The 13819-nt window shown below is 45.0% G+C and carries 13 protein-coding genes, 1 tRNA gene and 1 pseudogene; 11 read left to right on the plus strand and 4 right to left on the minus strand.

The genetic code is table 11. From position 1 onward, the window contains the following. Nucleotides 1–6 precede the first annotated feature (6 nt). From EIP93_RS05060 to EIP93_RS05100, 9 genes and pseudogenes are all read left to right on the plus strand, one after another. Nucleotides 7–1218, plus strand: coding sequence for a glycosyltransferase family 4 protein (locus EIP93_RS05060; protein WP_103861689.1), 1212 nt, complete (start codon nt 7–9; stop codon nt 1216–1218). A gap of 1 nt (nt 1219) precedes the next feature. Beyond that, nucleotides 1220–2332, plus strand: coding sequence for a glycosyltransferase family 4 protein (locus EIP93_RS05065; RefSeq protein WP_039507741.1), 1113 nt, complete (start codon nt 1220–1222; stop codon nt 2330–2332). Between the two features lie 2 nt (nt 2333–2334). Further along, nucleotides 2335–2742: a hypothetical protein gene (locus tag EIP93_RS05070; protein ID WP_039490298.1), complete on the plus strand. Its 408-nt coding sequence runs from the start codon at nt 2335–2337 to the stop codon at nt 2740–2742. A 38-nt stretch (nt 2743–2780) separates the two neighbouring features. Further along, complete coding sequence (locus tag EIP93_RS05075; protein WP_125232376.1) at nt 2781–4175, plus strand: DUF4832 domain-containing protein; 1395 nt, start codon at nt 2781–2783, stop codon at nt 4173–4175. A 26-nt stretch (nt 4176–4201) separates the two neighbouring features. Further along, entirely contained in the window at nt 4202–4702 is a 501-nt protein-coding gene (locus EIP93_RS05080; RefSeq protein ID WP_103861241.1) for a serine acetyltransferase, read from the plus strand. A gap of 206 nt (nt 4703–4908) precedes the next feature. Next, entirely contained in the window at nt 4909–5202 is a 294-nt protein-coding gene (locus EIP93_RS05085; RefSeq protein WP_125232377.1) for a type II toxin-antitoxin system TacA family antitoxin, read from the plus strand. Then, on the plus strand, nt 5199–5693 hold the full coding sequence (locus EIP93_RS05090) for a GNAT family N-acetyltransferase (RefSeq protein WP_116586074.1): 495 nt from the start codon (nt 5199–5201) through the stop codon (nt 5691–5693). The genes EIP93_RS05085 and EIP93_RS05090 overlap by 4 nt, the downstream gene beginning before the upstream one ends. A gap of 52 nt (nt 5694–5745) precedes the next feature. Next, a pseudogene (locus EIP93_RS05095) lies at nt 5746–5925 on the plus strand (helix-turn-helix domain-containing protein); the annotation flags it as partial. Between the two features lie 446 nt (nt 5926–6371). Continuing rightward, on the plus strand, nt 6372–7514 hold the full coding sequence (locus EIP93_RS05100; protein ID WP_125232378.1) for a Fic family protein: 1143 nt from the start codon (nt 6372–6374) through the stop codon (nt 7512–7514). Between the two features lie 166 nt (nt 7515–7680). Here the strand turns inward: EIP93_RS05100 and EIP93_RS05105 are convergent, their stop codons facing one another. After that, nucleotides 7681–9912, minus strand: coding sequence for an AAA family ATPase (locus EIP93_RS05105; RefSeq protein ID WP_125232379.1), 2232 nt, complete (start codon nt 9910–9912; stop codon nt 7681–7683). Between the two features lie 485 nt (nt 9913–10397). Continuing rightward, nucleotides 10398–10664 (minus strand): helix-turn-helix domain-containing protein, encoded by a 267-nt coding sequence (locus EIP93_RS05110; RefSeq protein WP_116227391.1) that lies wholly within the window; start codon nt 10662–10664, stop codon nt 10398–10400. A gap of 766 nt (nt 10665–11430) precedes the next feature. On the opposite strand from EIP93_RS05110, the gene EIP93_RS05120 reads away from it, so the two are divergent. Next, nucleotides 11431–11619: a hypothetical protein gene (locus EIP93_RS05120; protein WP_125232380.1), complete on the plus strand. Its 189-nt coding sequence runs from the start codon at nt 11431–11433 to the stop codon at nt 11617–11619. 73 nt (nt 11620–11692) lie between these two features. Here EIP93_RS05120 and EIP93_RS05125 read toward each other — a convergent pair whose 3' ends face one another. After that, nucleotides 11693–12952, minus strand: a complete 1260-nt coding sequence (locus EIP93_RS05125) for a tyrosine-type recombinase/integrase (protein WP_125232381.1) — start codon at nt 12950–12952, stop codon at nt 11693–11695. A 163-nt stretch (nt 12953–13115) separates the two neighbouring features. Continuing rightward, nucleotides 13116–13191: transfer RNA gene (locus EIP93_RS05130), tRNA-Phe, on the minus strand. Nucleotides 13192–13504: 313 nt separating this feature from the next. Between EIP93_RS05130 and EIP93_RS22990 the strand changes: the two genes are divergently transcribed. After that, nucleotides 13505–13636 carry a hypothetical protein gene (locus EIP93_RS22990; RefSeq protein WP_258874471.1) on the plus strand — a complete coding sequence of 44 codons (132 nt, stop codon included), beginning with the start codon at nt 13505–13507 and terminating at the stop codon, nt 13634–13636. Nucleotides 13637–13819 lie beyond the last annotated feature (183 nt).

Here is a 13819-nt window from a genome sequence, read left to right on the forward strand (position 1 = left end):
GGTATGATGAAAGTTTTATTGGTCAATAAATTTTTCTATATTAAGGGCGGCGCTGAAACGGTTTATTTTCAAGAGATTGATATGTTGAAAAAGGCTGGCGTTGACGTTATCGCTTTCTCTATGCAGCATGAAAATAACTTCCCGTCAGACTACGCGCCCTATTTTGTCGGTAATGTGGATTATCATCAAAACAGCAGTGCGATTGGGGCAATTAAAACCGCGGTTAACTTTATTCATAATGCTGAGGCATGTAAGAAATTGCTGGTGTTATTGCGTAAAGAAAAACCGGATATTGTTCATTTTCACAATATCTACCACCAACTCACGCCGTCGTTGATTAAAATTGCCCGTCAATTTGGGTGTAAAACCGTGTTAACGGCTCATGACTACAAGATTATCTGCCCTTCGTACACCATGCTGCGCGATGGCAAAGTCTGTGACGCTTGTTTAACCGGTTCGGTATTTAACGCTTTTAAATATCGGTGCCAGCAAGGTTCTACATCGAAAAGTCTGCTGCTTTCGTTAGAAGGTGCCTGGCAGAATATTGCCAAAAACTATCAGGCGCTGGATGTGATCGTTTCGCCCAGCGAATTTCTGCGTAACCAATTAATGCGTAAGCTGCCGAATGTTCGTATTGACGTGATTGTGAACGGCATTAATGACAGCCTGCCGGCGGAGGATGTTAAAGACGACGGTTATTTGCTGTTTATTGGTCGCCTGAGTAGGGAGAAAGGCGTTGCTACGCTTGCCAGGGCGCATCAGCAAATGCGGAATAAAATTCCGTTAAAAATTGCGGGCAGCGGGCCGCTGTATAACGATTTGGTCGCGCAATTTCCGCATGCGGAATTCCTGGGTTATAAACAGCAGGGCGAAGAACTTAACCGGCTGATTAAATACGCACGCGCGGTGGTGGTTCCTTCCGAATACTATGAAAACTGTTCAATGTCGGTACTGGAGTCTATGGCATTCGCTAAACCGGTGGTAGGTGGGCGTATTGGCGGTATACCTGAACAAATTCGCGATAAGATAGACGGCATTTTATTCGAACCCGGCAATGTGCAGGCATTAGCCGATGTGCTGGATGACCTGACGTTGAATCCGCAAAAAGCCAGAGAAATGGGATTAAATGCGCGCCAACGTCTTCGCGAAAAATATTCATTACGTAAACACACAGAATCTCTATTGGCGCTTTATCGGGAGATATTAATCGAAAAGTAATATGACTACGAAAATTACCGTTCTGGGAACACGTGGTATTCCAAACGTGTTGGGTGGTGTGGAAACACATTGCCAAAATTTATATCCTACGATTAAACAGCAATTCGACGTGGATATTTGCGTTCTCGCACGTTCGCCTTATGTCAATTATAAAAAATCACAATATCGAGGCGTGATGACTCGCGCTTTACTGTCGCCGAAAAAGCGTTCATTAGAGGCTATCGTTCATTCGGTGCTGGCGGCATTTATCACCTGCTTTGATCAGTCCACGGTGGTGCATGTTCACGCTATTGGTCCGGGCCTGGTGGTGCCGCTTTTACGTTTGCTGGGTAAAAAAGTGGTTTTTACTCATCATGGCCCAGACTATGACCGCCATAAATGGGGATTCCTGGCAAAGAAGATTTTAATGCTGGGTGAAAAGGTCGCAGTGAAATATGCCAATGAAGTGATTGTGATCTCCGAAGTGATTAATAATATGATCAAGCAGAAATATGGCCGCGATGATGCCCATCTTATCTATAACGGTGTGAATCTACCCCAGCGACTCACTGCGGACGTTATCAATCAAATATTGGCGCGTTTTTCTCTTCAGCCACAACACTATTTGGTTGCGGTTGGCCGTTTCGTGGAAGAAAAAGGCCTGCATGATCTTATCGCGGCCTATCGGCAATCGGGTGTCACGATGCCACTGGTTTTGGTTGGCGATGCCGATCACCCCACTGCGTATAGCATGCGATTAAAACAGTTAGCCCATGAAACCCCGAATGTGATCCTGACCGGATTTTTAAACGGCCAGGAACTACAAACTGTTTTCTCACAGGCTAAACTCTTTGTGATGTCGTCATATCATGAAGGGTTACCCATTGCGTTGCTGGAGGCCATGTCATTCTCATTGCCTGCCGTGGTCAGCAATATCCCAGCCAATCTGGAGGTGAAATTAGCGCCAGAAACTTATTTCAATGTAGGAGATGTGGCGGATTTATCCGAAAAAATCACGTTGCGCTCTAAATCGTTATCTGTTGATTACTCTGAATATTTACAAAGGTATAATTGGCAACAAATCGCGGAACAAACGATGGCCGTTTACACCGCAGTAAATAAATCAATAGGTTAATAGTGAATGAATCGAATAAACGCCCGTTAGTCATTGAGCGCTTCTATGAAGCCCTTGATGGAAAAACCGATACAGAACTGACCTCGGAACAGCGGCTGGCCGTTGAGCAGGCGGTGCTGTCGATTACGGCATCTTCAATGCATTGGGTCGACGTGCGTAAGAGTTTCCCTTTTTTTAACAAGCGCTATTACTTCGTTTTTTTGTTCGGTCTGGATCACCGCAAGCGTCCACGCAAAGAGTCAACGCTATTTCGCATACTGCTGACTGCGTTGATCCTGTTTACTGGCTTTTCCTGCATGCTTGCGGCGCTATTGATGCTTTACATGATTAAGTCTGCCTTGGGTATTGATATTTTCCCACATTTCCACTTAGGAATTTGGGATTGGTGGCTCAGCCTGAAGGATCACTGACCTCCGGTTTCTGCTGATGTGGAAATAAGGAGTCATAAGTGCATTGTAAAATTATCGCTGTAGGAGGTTTGCTATTTTCTGTATTGGGTGTGGCCGATGGCGTGATGACGACCGCCATCCCAAGAGGGCTAACTGGCCCGCTAACGAACCCAGGTACTGGCGTCGCCAGCTTTAACAAGGGTAATGGTACAACGTTGTCGCTGGCTGATTATCCCGACACCGGCATTGAATATGATCGTTTGTACTGGAATGAACTCGAACCAGCAGAAGGCCAATATAATTTTCAAGCCGTGGACGCTATTTTCGAACTGGCTAGCCAGCATCAACCGCCGATGAACGTGGGGTTGCGCTTTATGGCGCTTGATGAGCCTGCCAGTGGTTCGAAGATTCCTGACTGGCTGATCCAAAAAGGGATCAAGGGCGAATGGACGCCGGACAAAAAAACCTTTGTGCCGGATCTGGACGACCCGGTGTTTATCGAATACAGCCAGCGTTTGCTTAATGCTTTTGGGCTACGCTATGACGGTAATTCGAATTTGGCTTATATCGATATTGGGTTGGTGGGGTCATGGGGCGAGTGGCACAACACCAATTTCCCGACCATTACTCCGCTGATTGAACGCTACACATCAGCCCAGTTGGATAAGTACGTGGAAATGTATTTTGCCGCGTTTCCCAACAGCCCAAAGATTATGCTCATTAACGGCGGCGACACGTTGGCCAGCGCAGTGAAGCAAGGTGCTGGATGGCGCGCGGATTGCTGGGGAGACTGGCATAATTTTTCGACCACATGGAGCCACATGCAAGATGATTACCCGCAGCGACTGAAAAACGCGGAGGCGCTTTATCCAAATTTTAGCTCTGCGTGGCAACGTGCGCCGGTGAGTCTGGAAATCTGTGGTCATATGTCGGAGTGGCAGAGCGTGCAGCACTATACTCGTGCGCAAGTGCAGGTGGCCTTTGACTGGGCGCTGGCACAGCATGCTAGCACCATTAATCTGAAATCGCGCAGCGTGCCGACGGAATATCGGGACATTGTGGATAACACGCTGACCAAACTCGGCTATCGTTTTCGCCTGGCCTCGTTAACTCATGAGTCTGAACTGGCACAAGGGCAGAGCCTGACGTTAAACCAGCAGTGGTTTAACGACGGCGTAGCGCCCATTTATCTGAAATATGATGTGGCCTATCGTGTGGTGAATGATGCCAACATCGTAATGAGTATGGGAAAAATGGCTGATGACATCCGCACTTGGTTGCCAGGGCAGCATACCTTCGTCTACCAATTGGCGATGCCGGAAGCGCTGCCAGCCGGGCAGTATAATATTGAAATGGCGATGCTGGACGCAAAGGGAGTATCGCGAATTAATCTCGCCAACGAGGGCAAGCAAGCTGACGGTTGGTATCGAATTTCCACGGTAACGGTGCGCTGAGCACGGAATTAAGAATAGATATTCATATGCTGAAAAATATAGGCCATGTATGGTGTGAAATAAAAGCGGCGGGCAGTATTAAAGCTAAACTAGTCATACTGCTGTTTCGCCTTTCAACCATTTACCAGTCATCAAATGCGCTGCTGAAAATTATCAGCGTTCCTTTTGTTGTCCTGAATAAAGTGATTAATGAGTGGCTGTTCTGTGTGGAAATTCCGCACAGAACTCAAATCGGTTTTGGGCTGAAAATATATCATCCGCACTGTATTGTGGTGAATTCTGATGTAATCATCGGGGCGAACTGTACATTACGGCAGGGAGTCACCATTGGTAGCGTGATAAACTGTGAAGGTCATGTCACCAAAAGCCCGGTGCTGGGTAATCAGGTGGAGCTTGGTGCCAATGCCATTCTGCTAGGCGCCATTACATTAGGTGATAACGTAAAAGTCGGCGCCGGAACCGTGGTAACAAAAAGCCTTGCTGCCGGAAAGGTGGTCGTGGGGTATGGAACCAGGGAATTGAATTGAGAGTGTATGCTCATTTCTATGCGAATGTCATGTGACAGCGGGTTGCCATTCTTGCTGTCTACTAAAATGATGGGCCACATACGATAAAGAAATACTCGGTTCGTTCCTTCGGTCGCAATTTCCTGCGACATCGATAAGTCGTAATGACATTGGCGTTACGTTTGCTGTATGATTAATATCCAGAGAGTAGGTAGGAGGATAACATCATGCCAGTGACGAACAGCGTTTCTGTTAAACGCGAAACATTAAATTTACGCATCAAGCCCGCCGAACGAGATCTTATTGATCGTGCTGCGAAGGCCAGAGGAAAAAATCGCACTGATTTTGTCCTCGAAGCTGCTCGTGCCGCCGCAGAGGAAGTGTTGATCGATCAGCGCATCATCATGGCAGATCCCGATGCTTATCAGGAGTTCCTTGCTCGCTTGGATCAAACTCCCTCGCCGAATGCCGCGCTGCGCAAAACCATGCAAACACCTGCACCGTGGGAACAGAAAAAATGATCTCAGCCCCTGAGCCACTTCACGCCGAACATGTATTTTCCTCATTCGGTTGCGGCGTGGAGTCTATGGACAACTGGCTGAAACAGCGGGCGATGAAAAATCAGGTCACTGGTGCATCGCGAACTTTTGTCAGTTGCGATGGCTCAAAAGTGCTGGCCTATTACTCATTGGCCTCCAGTGCTGTAGCAACGAATGCCGCCCCCGGACGTTTTCGCCGCAATATGCCCGATCCGATTCCGGTGGTAGTGCTGGGACGTCTGGCGGTGGATACGTCATTGCATGGTCAAGGTGTTGGCCGAGCGCTGGTGCGTGATGCCGGGCTTCGGGTTATTCAGGTAGCGGACACTATCGGCATTCGCGGGATGTTGGTTCATGCGTTGTCTGATGAGGCGCGAAATTTTTACCTACGGGTGGGGTTTGAGCCTTCACCGATTGATCCCATGATGTTGATGGTAACGTTGGGGGATTTGGTGGGGAGTTTATCAATTTGAAATTGATGCTGTGCTCGTGAACATCAAAAGATGAACGGTTCATTTTAGTGGGATACTTACAGTTTCAAGAGCATCTGGACTAACGTCTTCAACACTTGCTAACGCGTTGACAAGACATTGGCCGAAAGGCGAAAGGTTAATTGCCTGCGCATTAGGAAAGCAGCCGGAGGAGATCTGGCCGTCACGCTATCAAGGCACGAGCATGAATCATGGGGAAGGGGAGGCGGGATAACACTCTTGTAGAGAATCGAACCCTATTCAGGACCCATTCCCCAAAAGCAAAAAACCAGCCGTTAGGCTGGTTTCTTTAAATTAATGGTGCCGGACTCGGGATCATACTCACAATTAACTTGCTGTTAATTATATATTTTGTTGATATTTATCGTAAACAGCGCCCCCGCGAAAGCCCCCATAAAAAATCGCTTTGTTTTTGTGATGGTTGTCACGATGAATCGGTGTTTTAGTGGCTAACGGCGCTAAAAACGTCGTTCCATCTCCTATGCAGGCAACAGCCGATACCTCTCTGCGTTGAACATCTTTTAAACGTAGACTTGATATGTAGGATTCATGGTTTTTGAGATAATCATAAGTGATGTTATCTATAATGTATGGATTATATTAGTATTTTTGCTATTATTTTGAGATGTCGTCATGCCCTGTTTGAGATAACTACATATCATGGCTCAATTTAATCACTTTGAACTCTCACTTCTGAACCCCAGTTTTGACTCCCCTTTGGTTGATGCGCTAACGGAACTGGAGTTACTCCGGCATCTGAGGCTGGAAACGGATGTTCACCCTATCCTGTTTGCGCAGTTGAAAGCCGTTTTCCACATGCTGGAGAGTCTGGGTTCTGCGAGGATTGAGGGAAACCACACGACACTTGCCGACTATGTGGAAAGCAAAGTCGAAGGAACACAGAGTTCAACGGACCAGCTCAAAGAAATCAACAATATTGAAGCCGCGATGGAATTCATCGACGAGCATCTAAATAATGGTGATGAGATAACGGAATATTTTGTCCGCGAGCTACATAGTCTGGCGGTTGTCGGGTTGCAACAGGAAGGTGATAAAACTCCCGGTGCCTATCGGCAGCATAACGTCAGCATCGCTCAGTCTGACCATTTACCACCGGATCATATCCATGTTCCTGACTATATGTCAGAACTGACCGCCTTTATTAACCGTGCTGATAAACCAAAATATGATCTGATGAAAATTGCGCTGGTGCATCACCGCTTCGGCTGGATACACCCCTTTGGCAACGGTAATGGCAGAACGGTCAGACTGCTGACCTATGCGTTATTGATCAAGTATGGTTTTAATGTGCAGGCAGGTGGCCGGGTTCTTAATCCGACAGCGGTATTCTGTAATGATCGTGAGCGTTATTACGCCATGCTTTCGTTAGCGGATAAGGGAACAGAGCGGGGCTTAGAAGAATGGTGTTTATATGTACTTTCGGGAATTTCATCTGAGTTGAAGAAAGTCGATCAGCTGACAAACCATGCTTTTTTGAGTACGAAAATACTGTATCCGGCGATCGACTTTTCATCTGAAAGAGGGCTAATAAACCCGTTGGAATCCAAAGTTCTGAAACGCGCTGTAGAGCTAGGGACGATAAAAGCGGGTGATCTCCGTACCGCTTTACCTGATCTAAAACCAGCGCAGGTGACTTATCAGCTCGGTAAGTTGATTGACCGGGGACTGCTCCAACCAGTGGAAGAGGGGGCTCGTACCTATACGGCGAAGTTTTCTAACTCATATCTGATCCGCGGGGTGATTAAGGTACTACGTGAAGAAGGGTTTATTCCTGATTTGTGATTTAAATATTTTCTGCTGTGGAGCAGGGGAAAATAGTTGATCTTAATGCACTATGTCATTTGTTCCAGAAAGTAAATGTAGCTGTACTTAGTGTTTTAATGGTCTTAGTATGAAATGGAAAGATAGGTGGTAGCCTATTTTAAGGCTACCAAAAATATTATCTATATCATGCTTGTTCGGCTATTAAATTTGGTGAAACTTCAGTTATTCCTATCATGAGTTCATAATGGCCAATTTGTTTTGATTTTGTGAATATATCTTTGAATATACGTAAGTAAACCTCATTTGTTCTTTCTCCATGATTAATATATAAGTCATCATGTATTGAATGAGAACCATCATTTACCCAAGAGAATAATGACTGACAAATTAATTTATCTCTTCCCTGAAATAGTTCGCATATATTATCCTTTGACATGCCACCCCACATAGTGAAGTAATTTTCTAGAATTCTCCTCAAAGTATTTTGTAATGTTATACTGGATAGATTAGGTTTTTTTACTTCTTCCCAAAGTAATTCATAAGCAGATCTAATAGGATTGCTATCACATCTCTCTATATATGAGGTGTCTGCTTGTTTTTTTACCATCCAGAAAGTTTCCTCAGCCAGAACATTATCACGAGGGCGTTTAGGGTGATAGCTGATTTCTTTATGAAAATAGACATTGTGTGTCAATATGAAAACTTGCCTAATGTATCCTTTATTATTTCTTATCTCGTCAAAAATACCCTTAATTAAGCTGCTAACGATATATAGTATGTCGCTATCTAAACTGGATATTGGATCATCAAAAGCAACCACTCTTGGCTGAGTTATTCCAGATGATGCTTGCGCACCTTTAATTAGTGAGTAAAAATACAGAAATGTAATGAATGTTTTTTCACCTTCACTAAGTGAACGGCTGGCATCATCTCCGTTGCTGCGGCATATTTTATAATGACCTTTTTCATCTACAATGTCGATACTGAATGATGTGAATCCAAATGAATTTAGTAAAGCATTGATAGTATCTTTGGTAGGCAATATTGATGTTGAACTTTTTTCCTGCTCTTTAATCTGTCGATCAATATCATTCCGTCTGCGTTTTTTTTCTTCGAGACTGGATTGCATCCCATTTACTACATTCTGTAACTGTATCTTATTGGAATTATAGGTGTTTAAATGAGGATTAAGTTCTTCTAAAATAAATTTCCATACCTGATTTGTAAGCTTTTTTTTCTCTGTCTGTAGATTATCAACTGTGAGATTATGTTTGGTTATTGCTGCATTTGCAGCATCAATCTGTTCGCTTAATGGGTTAAAAAAATGGTCAAGAGGTTCTAACGTTATTTTCCTGCTGGGCTCCCGTTGCTTTTCGTGAATAAGTTTGAGATTGCTCTCCATTCGTTCTTTTAATGCTCTAACAGAAACGTCGAAAAGGGTATGATCTAAGTGAACGGATTGAATGGTAATGATAGTCTGAAGAGTAGATGAAATTTCTTCAATCGCTTTCTGATAACTATGAGCTAACTGTGTTATTACGCGTAATTCAGCTTCATAACTATCATTAAAGAAATCTTTAAGGCTTTGCGCGAATATTTTATCGGTTGGTTGCTGGCAGAAAGGGCAATGATTATCATTATGTTGATGGAAGTATATCCCCTGCTTGACCCAGTCACTATTACCTAACTTATTAATCATTGCTGCAATATCAATATCCTGACTGCCGACGATCGATTTTTTTAGAATATCTAATAATGCCATGTCCATTAATGGTTGTGCGTTAATTATTGGTAGTATCTCTCTTTTATCCGGATTTTCTGAGAAAATAGTTTCCGATTTCTCTTTAAGAATATCAAAACTAACAACCTCTGCATTATTTGATGATTTTTCTATTAGTACTTTTTGTTTAAATTTATCAGCACTACCACGAAAGCCAGTAAAAGCCTGTTGAAAGATAGTGTCGTATTTTTGTTTCATTTTCCAGCATTGATTTTGAAGGGAGTTTTCTAATTCGATGACTTCTTTTTTCTTTCCTCCAGACTGGTTTTCACCCTCAAGTTGAATATTAAGCTTGTTTATATCTTTATCTAATTTTTCCAATTCAGGCTTTAGTTTGGCTATTTCTTTTTCAGCTTCAACTTGATTGTCACCCAAAGTAAAAATACCTTTGATTGTATTTTCCTGATTGAAATTGCGATCCACGAAATCCTTGTTATATACCATCACCTCTAGAGGTGTTCCGCCAGTCCATTGACAGAAGCAATGTTCATGACCTGTAGCTTGCTCAATCACACGACTAATTGTTGTCTTTCCTGTACCATTTGCTCCAAATATGAAGTTAATTTTTCGTAGATCATTAAGTATGGAAGGCCTAGTATAAGTTGCGATATTCTGAATATTAATGCTCGTTATCATGTTAATACCTTCTAGTCAGCTACAGGAACGATGATCCATGTCATTTATTATACGATGGGGAATTCTGAGCGGGCAATGGTCGATAAAGCATAAATGAGATAATTATTTTACCATTATGTGTTATCTTAAATGTGACTTAAGACACGTTTTTGTATGCGATAATTATATTGACTCGTCTCACTATAGATCTTGAGTGAGTCAAAATTTTTTGCCGTCAATTACTCGTAGCTTTAGGCATATCTGCCTGCCTGAAAATTCAGGTGCCAGGATTCGCCTCCCGAATACTACATTAGTGATATATGACTCGCCTTACGTATTTTTTATGTCGCAATGCTTAGCTATGCCGAATTATGGTGAGCTCGGGGGGAGTGTCGCAACCAGCTCTACCCGGTTCCACTACTCTTAATATTTCTCCCCTAACTGGTTGTTAAAAAACTATTTATTATATTATTAGTTTAATTTTCAAAATAATCATATGGACTAATTTATTTTTCCCACTGAACTATTTCACCATTATGTAATTTTAAAATTATTTCAGCAAAATTATCATCAACCGTATAAAAATAACACTCCGGCACATTAAGCACTTTAGCAAACGCGCACATCATCTCAAATGTTGGGCGATGTATACCGCTTTCATATTGGGATATGCGTGATCGTGCAGTGGCTTCCTCAATGCCAGCCAGTACGCCTAGCTTTTCTTGAGTTAGATTGGCTTGTAAACGAGCCGTTTTAAGGCGAATGGGCAACATGATGGCACCATCAATAAGGATATTGATAGCATGTTTAGCACTACTTTACATGTAGGTTGATTAGAGTTCCTGAACAGCAGCCCTGTGCCGGAAAATACATTTCCCGGCACAAAACGGCGTGCGCCAGTTCATGCGGGCTGGACGCCCTTATTGCCTTTCGCATGGGGGTAATGTCGTGGCTGGACGCCACGCCAAAACCCCCAAGGTCAACAGCGGCACACCGTCGCGCGCTACGCGCGACCAACCCCTTTAAGACGCGCGTTTTAGCCTGTTATTTCTCTTTCTCGCAAGCTCGGTGCGAAATAACGGGAAACACGGCTTTAAATGGGTTGGTCGCGCCTCGCTACCGGCTTGTGGCCGGAGACTTAGCGGCGACGGTGTGCGGGGCAAGCCCCCCAAATAAACCGACGCGTGGGCGCGTCTTTTTGCTCGCTGGGGCGGCAAAATTTATTCGGTTCCCCCCGGCCAGCTCGGTTTCCCTTGGGGGAAACGCTCGCGGGTGGGTTCGGGCGACGCAAATTAGCCATTTCTACGAAATGGAATTTAATCGCCTCACGCCACTTTTCAATTCCTGAATGACACAGGAATTGAAAAGCCATCAAAACACGTCCGGTACGTTGGAATGGTTTCTGACATGTCGAAAGAAACGTTCTGTAATACTTGAATTATCCAGATCTTCATCTATATACAGTATGAGTCATTTGTTGTGTTAATGGCCCATTAATTGATTACTCTGACATTATTAATATTTTAAAAGGAGAGAAGAATGTCTAAATCAGACTGGGACTTTGTAAACAAAGATCAAGACTATGAATTAAATGATCTTTTAAGCAAGCATGGCTATCGCGAGACAGCAGCAAACAGAACATTGTTAAAAAATAATCTTCCTTCAAACACAAAATACGGTGATGTTAAAAATATCATTCATAAAATTAATGGGTTAGAGAAAAAATAATTTTTAAAAATTATATAAGCCGTTACAGAGTAATATTTTGCAGCGGCTTATTCCATCGGTGTATCAGTCTGGCTCAGGCAACCTTAATCGACTTCTCAAAGCGATAAGCCGGGATGAATTGATGCTGGCAGGCATCGAGATAATCTGACCACCATTGCATCATCTGAGTCCGTTCGTCGAGGTGTTCCGCTTTGTGAATATAGGCGGCACGAACGTGATTACGTTCCTGATGGCTCATCTGCCGCTCCACAGCATCTTTTGACCAGCGACCTGATTCGATCAACGCACTACACGCTATCGTGCGGAAGCCATGTCCGCAGATATCCACCTGTGTGTCATAACCCATTGCGCGCAGCGCCTTGTTGATGGTGTTCTCACTCATCGGCTTACGGGCATCGTGATCGCCGGGAAAGAGTAATTCCCCGTTGCCGGACAACAGTTTTAGCTGCTTCAGTACCGTTACCGCCTGTTTTGACAGCGGCACCAGATGCGGTGTTTTCATTTTTGCGCCACGCTCTGAGTGGCGCACGCCAGCTATGGGCTCCCGCTGTGCGGGAAGTGTCCACATGGCGTTATCCAGATCGATCTCTACCCAACGGGCAAAACGCAATTCACTGGAGCGGATAAAGATCAGCAAATTAAGCTGTACCGCCAACCTTGTTAGCAGTCTGCCTGAATAGCCTTCTATTCTTTCCAGCAGTTCCGGCAACTTTTCCAGCGGTAGGGCAGGGTAATGGTTTTTCGGCGGCGGGGTGATCGCGCCGCAGAGGTCATTGGCCGGATTGCTGGCAATCAGTCCTTCCTGTACGGCGTAACGCATGATGACCGTCGTGCGTTGCTGTATCCGTGCAGCCGTTTCCAGACAACCCTTTTTCTCCGCTACCCGCAGCGGGATCAGCAGGTTGGCGGTTTTCAGGTCGGTGACAAGGACATTGCCGATGAGCGGGAAAACGTGCAGTTCCAGTGAACGCAGGACTTTGGCAGCGTGTGCCTCACTCCAGCGAATGTTGGCGCCCACCCACTGACGGGCGACGGCTTCAAAGGTATTGCCATTTTTCTTTGCCTGTTTGTCGTGCTGTTTTTTTACGCCGGGATCGTCCCCTGCGCTGAGAATAGTCCGGGCTTCTTCACGCAGTTTACGGGCACTGGCAAGCGATACCGTTGGGTAAGCGCCAAACGCCAGCTTTTTCTCCTTGCCGCCGAAGCGATACTTGAGATGCCAGAGCTTGGAACCGTTAGGTTTAATCAGCAGGTACAGGCCCTGCGCGTCGCTGAGTTTGTAAGGTTTATCGAGCGGCTTGGCGTTGCGGATGGCGGTATCAGTCAGAGGCATGGCGGGGGCTCCGTAGTTTATCGAACCGACAGGCCCCCAATTAAGCCCCCAAAAACTACGAATGTCAAAAAATCCGGTAGTACCTTGAGGTACTCCAGATTTTCATCAACTAACTGATTTTTCTATGTTCCCGGACGTATAGGAACGTCCCAAAACAAAAATATGGTGCCCGGACTCGGAATCGAACCAAGGACACGAGGATTTTCAATCCTCTGCTCTACCGACTGAGCTATCCGGGCAACGGGGCGCATTAAACCGTATTGGCCGCACGGCGTCAACGGGTTTCTGTCACAAAGCGGAGCGCCTGCGCTATTTTCAGGCAATTGTATTATTTGCTAGCCAATTTCTGGCGATCCTTTCAACACGCTTAGCGCGGTAATGTTTCTTCCTGATGCGCGTGGCATGTTTCGTTGCACTTTTACCGCCTTGAGGGCGGGCTGGATTGTTGAATTTGATGAAGAATAATGCCACTATTGCGCGGTTTTTAACGTCTCGTTCACCTGAACGCCCCTTTAAGCGTAGTTAGCGTATAGCTAAAAGAGGATCGCCGATATGTCAGATTCATTGCTCATGGTGCTGCACGCTCGCGCCAGCTCGTTGATGACGTCACTGCGTGTATCTTCTTATCACCCCTGCGCGGTTTACTTTTCTCCCCGTCGATTATCCCCCTTCACCATGCGGTGAGGCGTTCGTTCGCTCACTGTTAGGCATGAGTAAAAATAGAGTACGGCTCTGCTTTTACTGATGTCTATCGGATGGTGCTGGCTCCAGTTTTTCCATTCTTAGCCTACAGTTTACCTGTAGGGATCATACGCTTGTCGTTATTGATTGGCATTGTGATTGGTCGGGATTGTTATCCCTGAACGG

This window comes from Pectobacterium versatile (assembly GCF_003932035.1).
Taxonomy (GTDB): Bacteria; Pseudomonadota; Gammaproteobacteria; order Enterobacterales; family Enterobacteriaceae; genus Pectobacterium; species Pectobacterium versatile.